Source organism: Extensimonas perlucida (genome assembly GCF_007655255.1).
GTDB classification, from domain to species: Bacteria; Pseudomonadota; Gammaproteobacteria; order Burkholderiales; family Burkholderiaceae_C; genus Extensimonas; species Extensimonas perlucida.
The window spans coordinates 116,200-130,990 of the sequence record NZ_VMYE01000006.1 but is presented as its reverse complement, the minus strand read 5'-3'; the positions used below and the strand labels follow the sequence as shown (position 1 = coordinate 130,990).

At 66.1% G+C, this 14,791-nt stretch carries 13 protein-coding genes; 8 read left to right on the top strand and 5 right to left on the bottom strand.

Features of this window, described 5'->3' with window-relative positions:
* The first annotated feature begins 135 nt into the window (after window positions 1-135).
* Window positions 136-432: a toxin-antitoxin system TumE family protein gene (locus tag FK527_RS07585; protein WP_144731931.1), complete on the top strand. Its 297-nt coding sequence runs from the start codon at window positions 136-138 to the stop codon at window positions 430-432.
* Window positions 413-760, top strand: coding sequence for an HVO_A0114 family putative DNA-binding protein (locus tag FK527_RS07580; RefSeq protein WP_144731928.1), 348 nt, complete (start codon window positions 413-415; stop codon window positions 758-760). Before FK527_RS07585 ends, FK527_RS07580 begins: the two co-directional genes overlap by 20 nt.
* On the opposite strand, the gene FK527_RS07575 is transcribed toward FK527_RS07580, so the two are convergent.
* Entirely contained in the window at window positions 729-3,089 is a 2,361-nt protein-coding gene (locus tag FK527_RS07575) for a heavy metal translocating P-type ATPase (RefSeq protein WP_144731925.1), read from the bottom strand. The genes FK527_RS07580 and FK527_RS07575 overlap by 32 nt on opposite strands.
* Before the next feature lie 63 nt (window positions 3,090-3,152).
* On the opposite strand from FK527_RS07575, the gene FK527_RS07570 reads away from it, so the two are divergent.
* Window positions 3,153-3,359: a heavy-metal-associated domain-containing protein gene (locus tag FK527_RS07570; RefSeq protein WP_144731923.1), complete on the top strand. Its 207-nt coding sequence runs from the start codon at window positions 3,153-3,155 to the stop codon at window positions 3,357-3,359.
* 49 nt (window positions 3,360-3,408) lie between these two features.
* Here FK527_RS07570 and FK527_RS07565 read toward each other — a convergent pair whose 3' ends face one another.
* Both FK527_RS07565 and FK527_RS07560 read right to left on the bottom strand, forming a co-directional pair.
* Window positions 3,409-4,308 (bottom strand): DMT family transporter, encoded by a 900-nt coding sequence (locus FK527_RS07565; protein ID WP_246072719.1) that lies wholly within the window; start codon window positions 4,306-4,308, stop codon window positions 3,409-3,411.
* A 184-nt stretch (window positions 4,309-4,492) separates the two neighbouring features.
* Window positions 4,493-6,094, bottom strand: coding sequence for an AMP-binding protein (locus FK527_RS07560; protein ID WP_144731920.1), 1,602 nt, complete (start codon window positions 6,092-6,094; stop codon window positions 4,493-4,495).
* 125 nt (window positions 6,095-6,219) lie between these two features.
* Between FK527_RS07560 and FK527_RS07555 the strand changes: the two genes are divergently transcribed.
* Window positions 6,220-7,008: an enoyl-CoA hydratase/isomerase family protein gene (locus FK527_RS07555; protein ID WP_144731917.1), complete on the top strand. Its 789-nt coding sequence runs from the start codon at window positions 6,220-6,222 to the stop codon at window positions 7,006-7,008.
* 171 nt (window positions 7,009-7,179) lie between these two features.
* Here FK527_RS07555 and FK527_RS07550 read toward each other — a convergent pair whose 3' ends face one another.
* On the bottom strand, window positions 7,180-7,875 hold the full coding sequence (locus tag FK527_RS07550; protein WP_144731914.1) for a class I SAM-dependent methyltransferase: 696 nt from the start codon (window positions 7,873-7,875) through the stop codon (window positions 7,180-7,182).
* A 46-nt stretch (window positions 7,876-7,921) separates the two neighbouring features.
* A complete protein-coding gene (locus tag FK527_RS07545) occupies window positions 7,922-8,953 on the bottom strand; it encodes a recombination-associated protein RdgC (protein ID WP_144731911.1) in 1,032 nt (343 codons plus the stop codon).
* A 209-nt stretch (window positions 8,954-9,162) separates the two neighbouring features.
* Between FK527_RS07545 and FK527_RS07540 the strand changes: the two genes are divergently transcribed.
* From FK527_RS07540 to fliS, 4 genes are all read left to right on the top strand, one after another.
* Window positions 9,163-9,711, top strand: a complete 549-nt coding sequence (locus FK527_RS07540) for a Spy/CpxP family protein refolding chaperone (RefSeq protein WP_144731908.1) — start codon at window positions 9,163-9,165, stop codon at window positions 9,709-9,711.
* Between the two features lie 666 nt (window positions 9,712-10,377).
* A complete protein-coding gene (locus FK527_RS17690; RefSeq protein WP_144731905.1) occupies window positions 10,378-12,495 on the top strand; it encodes a flagellin N-terminal helical domain-containing protein in 2,118 nt (705 codons plus the stop codon).
* 178 nt (window positions 12,496-12,673) lie between these two features.
* Window positions 12,674-14,143 carry a flagellar filament capping protein FliD gene (gene fliD / locus FK527_RS07530; RefSeq protein ID WP_144731902.1) on the top strand — a complete coding sequence of 490 codons (1,470 nt, stop codon included), beginning with the start codon at window positions 12,674-12,676 and terminating at the stop codon, window positions 14,141-14,143.
* A gap of 95 nt (window positions 14,144-14,238) precedes the next feature.
* Window positions 14,239-14,778, top strand: coding sequence for a flagellar export chaperone FliS (fliS, locus tag FK527_RS07525; protein ID WP_144731899.1), 540 nt, complete (start codon window positions 14,239-14,241; stop codon window positions 14,776-14,778).
* The last annotated feature ends 13 nt before the right edge of the window (window positions 14,779-14,791 follow it).

Sequence of the window (14,791 nt, the reverse complement as noted above, 5' to 3'; positions counted from 1 at the left end):
CCAGCGTTCAACCAAAATTGTTCATTAGGACGCGGGATGATGGCGAGGCGGCTGGCGAGAGGATGTTAGGAATCTCACCCATCGCATTTGTTGGCATAGTTGACAACACTCACTTGTGTTGACATCATCGCCAACATGAAAGCGACCCTCGTCGCGCGAACGCGCATTGTCTACGCAGAGAATGCGTTCGCTGAACTGGTTCTGTGGAAGGTGCCCGCTCCAGTCGTCGGGTCATCACACGAGTTCAAGTACCGCCTCGCCTACGTCGTTGACGGCGTTTGCGTGGTTCGTTACGACAACGAGGTTGGCAAAGGAGATCATCGTCACTACGGCGAGAAGGAGTCCGACCACTCCTTCACCACGCCCGAGGCACTTCTCGCTGCCTTCGAGCGAGACATAGCGAGGTGGAACCATGAAAACAGTCACTCTTGATGTTCGCGCCCCCAAAGAGTCGATGGCCGACTTCGCGAGTGCCTGGCGCACTGGCAAGCCGCAGAGGTCGGCTCGGATCAGTTTTGCCTCTCCCGAACTTCTCTGGAAAGTTCTCACCGCCAAGCGCTGGGAACTGTTGAAGGCACTTTGCGGAGCTGGGCCTGTTTCCATCCGGGAAGCAGCGCGTCGCGTCGATCGAGACGTCAAGGCTGTGCACAGCGACGTGACGGCTCTCCTGCGCGCGGGCGTGCTTGACCGGGCGGAAGGGGGAGGAATCGTCTTCCCGTACGAAGCCGTCAAGGTCGAGTTCTTGCTTCAAGCTGCATAGCCTCAGCAGGCGAAGCGATGCCTAACTCTTCGCTGGCGGGACTGCCATCGGGCAAGCCAGAATGATCATGAAGCGGTGCTGAGGAGCCTTTCAGGCTCCCAGGCATGCGCCAGCGTTTGAGCAACAGGGCGTTCGTCATCACGCTCACCGAGCTCAACGCCATGGCCGCGCCGGCAACTACCGGGCTCAGGTAGCCCAGCGCCGCGAGCGGAATGCCGGCCACGTTGTAGGCAAAGGCCCAGAACAGGTTTTCGCGGATCTTGCGCACCGTGCGGCGCGAGATGTCGAGCGCCGCCACCACGAGCAGCGGGTCGCCGCGCATCAGCGTGATGCCCGCCGCGTGCATGGCCACGTCGGTGCCGTTGCCCATGGCCAGGCCCACGTCGGCCGCGGCCAGCGCCGGGGCGTCGTTCACGCCGTCGCCCACCATCGCCACCACATGCCCGCCCGTCTGCAGCGCGCGCACGTGCGCTGCCTTGTCGCCGGGCAGCACTTCGGCGATGACTTCGCCCGCGTCGGGGTCGAGGCCGAGCTGGCGCGCCATGGCCTCGGCCGCGCCGCGGTTGTCGCCCGAGAGCATCACCGTGCGCAGGCCGCGCGCCTTGAGCGCTGCGAGCGCCGCGCACGCGCCGGGCTTGGGCGCGTCGCCAAAGGCCAGCAGCGCGCAGATGACGATGCCCTGCGCGCTGCGTTCGGCCAGCGCCGACACCGTGGCCCCTTGCTGCTGCAATGCTTGCGCGCGCGCGGCCAGCGCCCCCAAGTCGGCGCCCAGCTCCTGCAACCAGCGCAGGCTGCCCAGCAGGTAGCTGCGGCCATCGATCTCACCCTCCATGCCGCGCCCCGGCACGGCCTGCACCGCCGTTGCGGCGCCGGGCTGCACACCGCGCTCCTGCGCTGCCTGCAGCACGGCACGCGCGAGCGGGTGCGTGCTGGCGCTTTGCAGACCTGCGGCGGCGTGCAGCAATGCCGCCGCGTCGCGCTCGGCAAGCGGCTCGAACGCCGTGAGGCGCGGCTGGCCCACGGTCAGCGTGCCGGTTTTGTCGAAGGCCACGGTATCGACCTTGTGCGCCAGCTCCAGCGCCTGTGCGTCCTTGATGAGAATGCCATTTTTCGCCGCCACGCCCGTGCCCACCATGATGGCTGCGGGCGTAGCGAGCCCGAGCGCGCACGGGCAGGCGATCACCAGCACCGCCACGGCGTGGATCAGGCTCGCCTCCAGCCCTGCACCCGTGGCAAGCCAGGCGAGCAGCGTGAGCAGCGCAATGGCGAGCACCACGGGCACGAACACCGCGGCCACGCGATCGACCAGGCGCTGGATCGGCGCCTTGGCCGCCTGCGCGTCTTCGACCAGGCGGATGATCTGCGCGAGCACCGTCTGCGCGCCCACGGCCGTCACCTGCATCACGATACGCCCGTCGCCGTTGATCGCGCCGCCCGTGAGCGCGTCGCCTGGCCCGCGCGCCACCGGCAGCGGCTCGCCCGTGAGCATGGACTCATCGACCTGCGTCTGCCCTTCGAGCACCCGGCCATCGACGGGGATGCGCTCGCCCGGGCGCACCACGAGGCGGTCGCCCACCAGCACCTCGGCCACGGGCACATCCGCCTCGCCGTGCGGCCCGAGCAGGTGCGCCACATCGGGGCGCAGCGCATGCAGCGCGCGGATCGCCGCCGTGGTCTGGCGCTTGGCGCGCGCTTCCAGCCACTTGCCCAGCAGCACCAACGTGATCACCACCGCCGACGCCTCGAAATACAGGTGCGGCATCTGCTCGGGCGGCGCCGTCAGCCACAGCCACAGCGACAGGCCCCAGCTCGCGCTCGTGCCCAGCGCCACAAGCAAGTCCATGTTGCCCGCGCGCGCCTTGAGCGCATGCCAGCCCGCCTTGTAAAACCGCGCCCCGAGCACGAACTGCACCGGCGTCGCGAGCACGAACTGCAGCCAGGCCGGCAGCATCCAGTGCCGACCCGCCAGTTCCGCGAACATGGGCAGCACGAGCGGCGCCGACAGCAGCAGCCCCAGCGCCACCGGCCCGAAGCCCGCCCAGGGCGAGGCCTCTTCGGCCTGCAGCTGCGCCTCGGCGCTGCGCGGCTCGTAGCCGGCATTGCGCACGGCGCGGCGCAGCAAGCCTTCGACGGCCTGCGCATCCTGCCCCGGCGCCGCGGCGTAGCGCACGCGCGCCGATTCGGTCGCCAGGTTCACCGCGGCCTGCTGCACGCCCGGCACCTTGCGCAGCGCACGCTCCACGCGGCTCACGCAGCTCGCGCAGGTCATGCCGCCTATACCCAGGTCCAGCTCGCAAATATCGCCCGAAGCGGTATCAGGAGTGTCCATACGATGCCCCATAGAGTTTGCAAAGAGGCATCATCTTATTTTTTCAGCAAGAGGAAGTCCGCCATGCAATACACGTTTCAAGTCCAGGGCATGACCTGCGCGCATTGCGAGCGCGCCGTGACACAGGCGCTGCAGCAGGTCGATCCGCAAGCCAGCGTGCAAATAGACCGCGCGCAAGGCAAGGTCGAGGTACAAAGCAGCGCCCCGCGCGAAGCCCTGGCCGCAGCCATCAGCGAAGAGGGCTACACCGTCGTGCCTGCCGACCAGTGAGCAACGCACAAGAATCGGCTGCAAAGGCAGCCATGCTTGCGCCCCAAAGTCACCGCTGCGCTCTGGTGTCTGCTTTGGCTCGCCCAGGCACGGTCGCGAGCAGCACGCCAGCCAGCGCCACGGCCAAAGCCAGCCACTGCACCCCGGTTAGCCGCTCGCCCAACACCAGCACGCCGACCAGCGCAGCGCTGATGGGCAGCAGCACGGTGAACACGCCCGCCTGCGCCGCCGGCACGCTGCGCAGCCCCGTCATCCACAGCCACACCGTCCACACGCTCGCGGCCAGCGCATAGAACAGCAGCAAGGCCCAGGTGCCAACGCCCACCGCGCCAAAGTCGAAACGCCAGGCCAGCCACAAACCCATGGGCGTGCTCAGCAGCCAGCCCCACAGATTGATGAGCGCCGTGATGCGGCGCGGGCTCAAAGCGCCCGTGAGCTTTTTACCGATCACCGCATAGCTGGCCTCGCACAGCACGGCCCCTATCAACAGCAGATGGCCCAGCCACGCAGAATTTTGGGTGTTTTTGGCATCTAATGCAGACGTATCAAGCGCTTGAAGCTCATTTTTAGATAGCGAAAGCAAAGCAATGCCCAGCACCGCGCAGGCCACCCCCGCCCACACACGCAGCGCCACTCGTTCGCGCAAAAACAGCCACGAAAACACCGCCACCGCCGCCGGAATCGCCGCCATGATGACCCCGGCGGACACCGCCGAGCTGCGCTGCACGCCCGACACCATGCACAGCGTGAACAGGAAATTGCCCAGAAACGACTCCAGAAACAACAGCCAACGCGTCTGCCGCGTCAGCGGCGGCTCGTCGGGCGGACGCCGCAGCCAGTGCGCCATGGCCAGCGCGGCGATGCCAAAGCGCAGCCAGGCGAGCAAAGCCACCGGCAGCGCCGCCGCAAGCGGCTTGGACAGCGCCACGTAACTGCCTACCAACACCATCGACAACGCCAGAAAGCCATACGCCAGCGGCCGCGGCAAGGCCGCTGCAGCAAAACCCGTCACGGCGAGCCCCGCAGGGGCGCGGCGATTCCGTCGCGTCTGCGACTGCGCATACAGGCGCCGCTATGGCGGCCCTGGCGATTGCTGCGATTGCCATGGGCCGCCGGCCCTCTCCATGACGCCCTCAAGCGCCCTCCTGCGCCAGCATCTGGCGCAGCTGCGCCTTGGCGACTTTTTCGAGCGTGGCGCGCGGCAGCTCGGGCACGATGCGCACCTCGTGCGGGCACTTGAAGTCCGCGAGCTGCTGACGGCACGCGGCCAGGATGCGCTCGGCCAGGTCTGCCGGCGCATTCGGCGCGGCGATCACGAAAGCCACAGGCACTTCGTCGAGCATGGGGTGCGCGCGCCCCACCACGGCGCCTTCGGCCACGCCGGGCACGGTCTGGATCACGCGCTCGATCTCCGAGGCCGCGACGTTCTCGCCGCCCACCTTGAGCATGTCCTTGGTGCGGTCGCCGAAGCGGATCGAGCCTTCTTCGAGCAAGTCCACCCGATCACCCGTGCGAAACCAGCCGTCGGGGTCGAAGCTCTCGGCCGTGGCCTTGGCGTTGCCCAGGTATTCCTGAAACAGCGACAGGCCGCGCACACCCTGGATCAGCAATTGCCCCGACCCGCCCGGCCCCACATGCCGCGCCTCGCGCACGGGCACGCTGTCGTCCTCGACGATGGCGATGCGGTATTCGGCCGCGGGGCGGCCTATGCTCATGCTCGGGCTCGGCAGGTGGCGGTCGCTCACGATGCCGTGCGTGATGGTCTCGGTCATGCCCCACCAGCCTATGGTCTGCACGCGAAAGTGCGCGTCCGTGGGCAAAGCGCAGGCGCCCGCGCCCCACAGGCGGTAATAGTGCTCAGCCGGCACCTCGTGCGCGAGCAGGGCCTGGATGCAAAACGGAATCATCGAAGTCCAGGTCACGCGCCGCGCGATCGACACGGGCCAGAAACGGCTCGCTGAAAAGCGCGGCAGCACCACCGCCGTGGCGCCCACCCACAGGCACGCGAGCACCGAATACGCCTGCGCGTTGGTGTGAAACAGCGGCAGGTGCACCAGGTGCACGTCCTCGGCGCGCAAGTCCTCGTGCGCGGCGTTGATGCGTGCGCCCCACAGCGCGTTGGCATGCGTCCACAGCACGGCCTTGGGGCGCGAGGTCGTGCCCGAGGTGTATTGCACGCTGCACGGCGCCAGCGGGTCGGCCGGGCGGCGCGGCGCGGGCGCGGCGTCCAGCGCGGCAAAGCTGCTCGCCGCGTCGGGCGCGCCCTGCTGCGGCGCGTGGCCGCTGTCGGTGGCCGTCACGGCCAGCCAGCGCAGGCCCTTGCACGAGGCCGCCACACGCGCGGCAAACTTGGGCTGCGTGATGCCGCCCACGGCGCCGCAGTGCTCGGCGTAATACTGCAGCTCGTCGTCCGAGGCGCGCGCGTTCGTGGTCACGGCAATCGCGCCCAGCCACGCGCAGGCGTACCAGGCCAGAATGGTTTCGGGGCAGTTTTCGAGGTGGATCAGCACGCAGTCGCCCGCGCGCACGCCGCGCTGCTGCAGGCCACCCGCGATGCGCCGCACGCGCTCGTAAAACATGCCGTAGCTGATGACTTCCGGCAGGCCCTCGAACGGCTCCCAGACGATGAACGGATGGTCGCGCCGCGCGTGCGCACGCTGCTCGAGCAGCCCGGGCACGTCCATGCCCATGAAAGGATGCGCATCGTGGCGCTGCAGCGGTGTCAAAGCGGACATAGGACAAACCCTGTTGTGAAAAACCCGTAGAAAACCCATGCTCCCCGGACAAGCGCCCCTGCGCAAGCGCGAAAACCCTGATTGCCAATTCCAAAACCAACCATCCCCACCGCCAAGGAATTTTCATGACCCCAACCACCGAAGCCCCGCTGCTCGTCGAACGCCAAGGCGCCATCGTCACGCTGTGCCTGAACCGCCCCGCCGCGCTCAACGCTTTTGATTACACGCTGGCCGAAGCGTTTTACCGCGCCGTTAAAGACATCAGCGCCGACGCGAGCGTGCGCGCCGTGGTGCTGCGCGGCGCGGGCAAGGGCTTCGTGGCCGGCGGCGACCTGGCCACGCTGCGCGCCAATCCCGTGCAGGGCGCGTCGGACATCCTCACGCTGCTCAACGAGGCGCTGCCGCTGCTCGCGACCATGGACGCGCCGCTGATCGCGCAGGTGCACGGCGTGGCCGCGGGCGCGGGGCTGAGCCTGATGCTGCTCGCCGACTTCATCCTCGTGGCCGAGGGCACGCGCTTTGCCCCGGCCTACATCCACCTGGGCACCTGCTGCGACATGGGCATGTCCTGGAGCCTGCCGCGCATCGTGGGCCTGCGCCGCGCGCTCGAGATCACCATGCTCGGCGAGCCCTTTGGCACCGCCGAAGCGCTGCAAATGGGCCTCATCAACCGCGTGTTGCCCGCCGACCAGCTCGAAGCCGCCACGCAGGAGCTCGCGCAGCGCCTCGCATCAGGCCCCACGCTGGCCTACGGCGCCTTGCGGCGGCTCATGCGCCAATCCTGCGAACACAGTTTTGCCGAACAGCTCGACGCCGAAAAGCAATCCTTCGTGCGCTGCATGGGCACCGAGGACTTCCGCGCCGGCGTCGAAGCCTTTTACGCGCGCCAAAGGCCGAGCTTCCAGGCGCGCTGATTTCGGTCCCTGGAATTACGCAAACAAGGATGCAGCGAGGTGTTTTGCCATGGGGCGAACGCCTGGCCTAACCCCGATTTGCGTAAGTCGTGGGTCCCTGCGCGCCGCTGCGCTGCTGGAGCGTAGCGCTGCTGCACGGCTGCATGGCCGCGGATATGGCCGCGGGTGGCCTCACCCCACCTTGCGCAGCAGGTTCACACGCATAGGCCGCACGAAGTCGGCGCCCTGCGCCGTCAGGTGCGGCAGAAAGCGCGCCCGCACCGCCTCTCGCGTAGCCGCATCGAGGTGGCGCTCGGCAAACGTCACGTTGATCATGCGGCGCTCGAAGTCCTCGAAGTCGTCGTAGTGCACGGGCATGTCGAAAAACGTCTCGCTGAGCTGCTCCCACGCGCCCGAGGCCACGGCGCGCTGCACCGCCGCCAAGGCCGCCGCGCGCACCTCGCCCTCGTCGTTGAACAGCCGCACGATCTCGTTGAGCGCGCCTGCGTACACGGGCTCCGACACATAGAGCAGCCCCTGCGCGCGCAGCACGCGGTGCACCTCGGCCAGCGCCTGGTCCATCGCATCGAGCGGCACGTGGTGCAAAGACTTGAGCATCAGCGCGAGGTCGAAGTTTTGCGCCGCAAACGGAATCGCCTGCGCCCCGGCCTGTACGAACTGCAGGCGCTCGGCGGGGTTTTGCAGGTTCTTCGCGTGCTGGCGCGCATCGACCTCCAGCCCCACCACCGTGCACTGCGGCCAGCGCTGCAGCAGCCTGCGCGCCAGCTGCGCCGCGCCGCAGCCCAGCTCGATGATGCGCGGGTGGCTTGGCAGATCGACGAGCTGCTGCAAAAGTTCGAGTTCGTCTTGGATCAAAGGGGGGTTCATGGGCAGGCTCCGGGGAAAAGAGGAAAGGATTTTCTCTGCATCAGCCTCAAAACGGCGGCTCCTCTGCCACGACATCTTCTGCTGCCTCTTGCCCAGCTGCATCGGCACCGACTCCCCCGAATGCCGCGGCGCCACCCACCGCTTCGGCCGCACCCTGTGCCGCACCACGCTCCGCCCCCGCCGGAATCGCCAAGTCCGCCTCGCCGTCCAGCGCCGCCACCAAATCCGGCAGCAGCCGGCCCAGCTCGCCCGTCGCCAGCGCCACGTCGGCATCGAACCCACCCTCATCATTCGTCTGCTCGGCCAGCGCAGTGTCGAGCAAAGTCACCTTTTTGAGCTGCAGCCCCTCGGTAAGCACGAAAGACACGCGCCCCTCCCACGCGAGCGCAAGGCGCGTGGGGCGCTTGCCCGCGGCGATGTGCGCCTGCACCTCTGCGATGTCGAGCGGGTGGCGCGCGTAGCGCACCACGGCCTGCGACTCGTCGGGGCTTTTGAGCTCGCACTCGCGCTCCAGCGAGAAGCCCACGGGCGGCTCCTGGGTGGCGAGCCAATGCGCCATCGCCGTCGCGGGCGCGGTTTGCGTCTGCAGCAGGCGCAGCGACAGGCCCGGCAGCAGCTCCACGAGCAAGCTCGTGACCTCGTCGGCGCGTGCCTGGCTCGCGGTGTCGAGCACCAACCAGCCGGCCTCGGGGTCTAGCCACACCCACACCGCCGCCTGCCGCGTGAACGCCATGGGCAGCAGGTCCAGCTTGGCTTCCTCCTTGAGTTCGCGCAGTTCTTTCTTGCCGGGCTTGCGGCCCGTCGTGGCCTCGATCTGCGCAGCCTTTTCCTGCGCCTTGCGCGCCAGCACGGGGGCGGGCAGCAGCTTGGCCTCGCGCACGAGCCGCAAAATCCATTGCCCGCCCACCGATTCGGCCAGCGCCCCGTGCGCCTCGCCGCGCGGCGGCACCCAGCCGAGTGCAAGCTCCTGCGTGGCGCCGCAGGGCGCAAACGGCATGCGCGCCAGCGCCGCATCCACCGCATCGAGCGGCAGGTTCCAGGGCTGCGCGATGCGGTAAACGATCATGTTCTTGAACATGGACAACCTTTGTAACGACAAAATGAGTATCAAATAAATAGCTGCTTATGCACACCAATAAAGGGCTAACGGCCAATTCGGCCCTGAACCCCATGCGCCAGCCGAGGGCGCCACTTTACACAGGCTCAACCGCGGATCACGCAAGCGACACAGAGCCGGCGCACACTGCATCGCGTCACAGCAATGCTTTTGCAAGAAAGGACGACACCATGACCCACTTTCAAGGATTCCAAGGCCCGCAGCGCTTGCGTCGCTGTCTGGCGGGCGCTGCGCTGCTCGGCACGCTCGCGCTGCCCGTATTCGCCCAGCCCGCCGCACCCGCTGCAGGCCCCGGCGCCGACACGCCGCGCGCACAAAGAATGCACGACCGGCAAGAGCGCCGCGAGCAGCACTTTGCCCAGCGCGCCGCCGCGCTCAAAGAAGCGCTCAAACTCACACCCGAGCAGGAACCCGCGTGGCAAGACTTCATGAACGCCATGCAGCACAAACCGCAGCATGCGCGCCTCGACATGAACCCCGACGAGTTCGCCAAGCTCAGCACCCCCGAGCGCCTGGACCGCATGCGCGCCCTGCGCACCCAACACATCGCCGAGATGGACCAGCGCGCCGAAGCCATCAAGGCCTTTTACGCCAAGCTCAGCCCGCAGCAGCAAAAAACTTTCGACGCGCAATTCATGCCGCGCCAAGGCATGATGGACCCGCACGACAAACACCCCGGCCGCGCCGGCATGCGCAGCGGCCCAGGGCCCGCACGCTGAACCTCCACTTTTCCCCCGCTTTCCTCCGCCTTGCCCGGCCCAACTCCATGGGGCCGGGCTTTTTTGCGCCGTTTTGCCGTTGCGCCGACAGCTATTGGAATCTGACCCCGATTTCTCTGACCCCGATTTCTCCAGCCCGGCGCTGTGCGCAAAGCTGTGCACAAAAAGCGCACAAACCACCACTTGTCCACAGGCCGGGCCGGGCCGGCCAAATTATTCGCTTGGGCGCACAAGCCGGCGCGTCCCGTGCGCACAGCGTTTGCCTGCACCCAAGTGCGCGTCAAATCAGCAAAAAAAGCACTTGTCCACGCAAACCAAGCCCCTCTACTACCACTACTAATTTGATATAGAACACAAGAAACAACACAGCGGCACATTCCTCGCCCCAAAGCCTCGCTCCATCGCGGCCGCTTCAGCCCCTGCACGGACCAAAAAGTCGGCCCTGCAAGGCGCTTTTTATGGAACGGGCCCGCGCCGTTCCGGCGCACGCGTAAAAAATTTGCACAAAGAGTTACATCACCCCTCAAGTTTTCGCCGCGCCTGACCGAAAACCCATCCATCAAGGCCAGCGTGCCTTGTGCGAAGCGGCAGCGCAGGGTGTGGTGCCCTGGGGTGCCACCAAGGCAGCAATGCCGCACATTCGGTTTTTCTTGAGGAGCTACCACCATGGCATCGATCATCAACACCAACTTGCAGTCGCTCAACGCGCAGCGCAATCTGGCCACTTCCCAAAACTCGCTGGCTACGTCCATGCAGCGCCTGTCCTCGGGCCTGCGCATCAACGGCGCCAAGGACGACGCCGCGGGAATGGCCATTTCTGATCGCATGACGGCGCAAGTGCGCGGCCTGGCTGTGGCCGCGCGCAACGCCAACGACGGCATCTCGCTGTCGCAGACGGCTGAAGGCGCGCTGGGCTCGGTCACCGACAGCCTGCAGCGCCTGCGCGAGCTTGCGGTGCAATCGGCCAACGGCACCAACCAGGGGGTGGACCGCGCCTCCCTCAACGCCGAGGCCAAACAGCTGCTTTCCGAAATCAACCGCGTGGCCACCACCACCACCTTCAACGGCAAGAAGCTGCTCGACGGATCGTTCAAAAACGTCAGCTTTCAGGTGGGCGCAAATGTGGGCGACACCATCACCGTGTCGGTGGGCAAGATGGACACAAAGTCGCTGGGCAGCGCTGCCACCGCAGCCATCACCTCGGCGCAAAATGCCTCCAGCACTGCCCTGAAAGAAGGCGATCTGTTCATCAACGGCGTGGCCATAGGCGCCTCGGTGGCGAGTGCAGACACGGCCTCTTCGACTGGCAAGGACTACAGCGCCATTGCCAAAGCCGCGGCCATCAACGCCAAGTCGGCACAAACTGGCGTTACCGCGCAGGTCAACGCCACTGAAGTGGGCGGCAGCGCCATGACTGCCGCAGCCACCAGCGGCGCCGTCACCATCAATGGCGTCAGCATCAATGTCAGCACGACCACGGACGCCGCAGCCTCGCGCGCCTCGGTAGTGGCGGCCATCAACGCCAAAGCCCAGGAAACGGGCGTGACCGCCATCGATACGGGGCTGGACAGCGGCGGCGTCAAGCTCGTGGCTGCCGATGGGCGCAACGTGACTGTGGCATTCAGCACCGTTACGGCTGCTTCTACCGGTCTGGCTGCAGCCGCCACCTACACCGGCTCCTACACCCTGGTGTCCGATAAAGACATCACCATTGCCAGCAGCACTGCCGGCGACATCAAGAACTCGGGCCTGCGCGCAGGCACTTTCAGCGCGCAGACTGCGTATGCCTCGGGCGTGCCGCTGACGTCGGCTTTGGGTGTATCGACCACCACAGCGATCAAAGCCGGTGACTTTTCCATCAACGGCACCTTGGTGGGTGATTCGCTTGCCAGCAGCGACACGGCTTCGTTCAACGCCAAGAGCAGCAGCGCCATCGCCAAGGCAGCGGCGATCAACACGATTTCCTCCAAGACCGGCGTGACGGCTACGGCTAATGCCACCGAGGTGGCGGGTGCGGCGATGACCGCTGCCGCGACCACTGGAACCTTGACCATCAACGGCGTGACCACGGGGACGATCGCTACAGCCGGCACTTCGGCTGCAGACGATCGCCAGGCAGTGGTCGATGCGATCAACAAAATCTCTGCCCAGACCGGCGTCGTGGCCGTCAACACCAATGACAACACCAAGGGCGTGCAGCTGGTGGCTGCCGATGGGCGCAATATCACGGTGACGCAAAACTCTGCAGGCACCTTGACGGCTGCATCCACGGGCTTGAACAGCGCTTTGGTGGTTGCACAGGCCGGTGCCACTGCCACTGCTGCTGAGAACAACGCGGGCACCTTCCTCGGCAGCGTCACGCTCTCTTCGGTCAGCGCCTTCACCATAGAGCGTGGTACCACGACGGGTGCCGTGCTCAAGGACAGCCTGGGCCTCAACGTGGGTACCTACGGCGCAGGCCGCAGCGGCCAGGCGCTGGACACCATAGACCTGGGCACGGCGGACGGCGCCACGGCCGCGCTGACGGCGATCGACAACGCCCTGTCCACCGTGAACAGTGCCCGTGCCGACCAGGGTGCGATCCAGAACCGCTTTGGCGCCGTCACGGCGAACATCGCCTCGACGTCGGAAAACCTGACCGCAGCGCGCAGCCGCATCCAGGATGCCGACTTCGCCGCAGAAACGGCGAACCTCTCGCGTGCCCAGGTGCTGCAGCAGGCAGGCACGGCCATGGTGGCGCAGGCCAACCAGCTGCCGCAAGGCGTGCTGTCTCTGCTGCGTTGAACGGGCGCTTCCCCGCCTTGGCCGTGAAGGCCAAGGCGGGGGGCAGAGCAACAATGCGAGAAGGTAGCAAGAAGTGGCAACCGGCGGGTCCGGTGGTCGCTTTTTGCGCTTTCAGGGGGCAGTTTTGCTGGCATGATGCCTCGCTGTCGTTTTGCAGTCTTCGCGAAGGAGTTTCACCATGGCGATTTCCTCTATCGGTCTGGGCAGCGGCCTGGACGTGAACAGCATCATTTCGCAGCTGCGCACCATTGAAGAAAAGCCGCTCACCACCTTGCAGACCAAGGCCACGCTGCTGGACACCAAAATTTCGGCGTTCGGGCAGATCCAGTCGCTGTTTGCCTCGCTCGGCGATGCTGCGGCAAAGCTCGCACAGTCTTCTACCTGGAACGCGCGCACGGTTACTTCATCCAACGCCAGCGCCGTCAGCGCCACGGCCAGCAGTGCGGCGGCCGTGACCACGCTCTCGGTCGCGGTGAGCCAGCTCGCGCAGGCGCAGGTCGCCACGAGCACCGCCGTGCCCACAGGCAAAACGCTTGGCGAAGGTACGCTCACGCTGCAGTTGGGCACCTGGGCCGATGACGGCAACGGCGGCAAAGCTTTCACCGCAGGCAGCGGCGCGCCCGTGACGATCAACGTCGCGGCGGGCAGCAGCCTTGCGGGCGTGGCCGCGCAGATCAACCAGGCCAACGCGGGCGTGAGCGCCACGGTGGTCAGCGGCACCAACGGTGCGCAACTGTTGCTGCGTTCCAAAAACACGGGCGCGGCGCAGGGCTTTCAAATGAGTACCGCGAGCACTGCCGCGCCCGCTGCCGACCAGGTAGGGCTGGATACGCTCGCGCTCGACCAAAGCTCGCCGAGCATGCAGTACGCCCAAGACGCCCAGGCCAGCATCAATGGCATCGCCGTGCAGTCGGCCAGCAACACGCTGACCGACGCTGTACCTGGAATGAGCTTCACGCTGAGCCAGCAAACCGCAGCGGGCGCGCCCGTGCAGATCAATGTGGGCAACGACACCACGTCCATGCAAAAAGCCGTGCAGGACTTCGTCTCGGCCTACAACGCGCTCAACCAGATGGTCACCAACCTCACGTCGTTCGACGGCAGCGCGCCCACGGGCCAAGGCGGCTCGCTGCTGCAGGGCGACTCCACGGTGCTGATGCTGCAAAGACAGTTGCGCAACATCGTCGGTTCGGTGGCGGGCGCTGGCGGTGCTTTTGGCAGCCTGGCAGACATAGGCATCAGCATGCCCAAAAGCACCAGCGGCAAAATCACGAGCACCGACTTGCAGATAGACACTGCCAAGCTCTCGGCGGCCTTCGCGGCCGACGCGGACAAAATCAAAAATTTCTTCACGGCCGATACGGGCAATGCCGACACCAGGGGGCTCGCGCTCAAGCTGAGCGACTTCACCAGGGGCGTGCTGGGCGCACAAGGCGCTTTTGCGACCAAGTCGCAGTCCTTGCAAACCCAAAAACAATCGATCACCGACCAGGAGGACCGCATCACCGCGCGCATCAATACCTGGGAAGCGAACCTTCGCAAGCAATACACGGCGCTCGACGCCACCATGGCCAAGATGACGGCGCTCAACAACTACGTGGCGCAGCAGATCACACAGTGGAACAAGACGAGCAACAACAACAATTGAGGCCCGCTACCGCTACCGAAGGCTTTTGGGCTTGAGTTTTAGGCATTTATGCCGATACAAAAAGCATCCAGAATTTGCTTTTTCGAGATGCCATCATGATGAACCCAGCTTTCTCTCGCGCGGCTTCGGCCTATCAGAATACCGGCGTGGAAACGAGCGTCATGGGTGCCAGCCCGCACCAGTTGATCGTGCTCTTGTTCGACAGCCTGCAGCAGGCTCTGAATGCAGCGCGCCAGGCCATGCAGAGCAACGAAGCTGAGGCAAAAGGCAAACAGATCACGCGCGCCGTGCGCTTGCTTGAGGAGGGACTGAAGGCGGGGCTGGACATGGAGCGCGGCGGTGAGGTCGCACGCAATCTGCGCGCGCTCTACGACTATTGCACACAACGTCTCACGCACGCCAACCTGCACAACGACGCCGCTGCAATCGAGGAGGTGCAGCGCCTGATCGCGCCCGTGGCCGAAGCATGGAAGCAGATCGGACCGCAGGCACCGGCTCAGGGCGGGGCGGACGGTGTCAGCACGCAGGCAGCGCAGGCAGAGCCTGCTTTACCAGCCCAGGCGAAGATCGCCACAGCGCAGGCGCCGCGCAATTCCTATGCCGCGCGCCTTTCCGCCTACGCCGCTGTCGCCTGAATCCGCCTGAGAA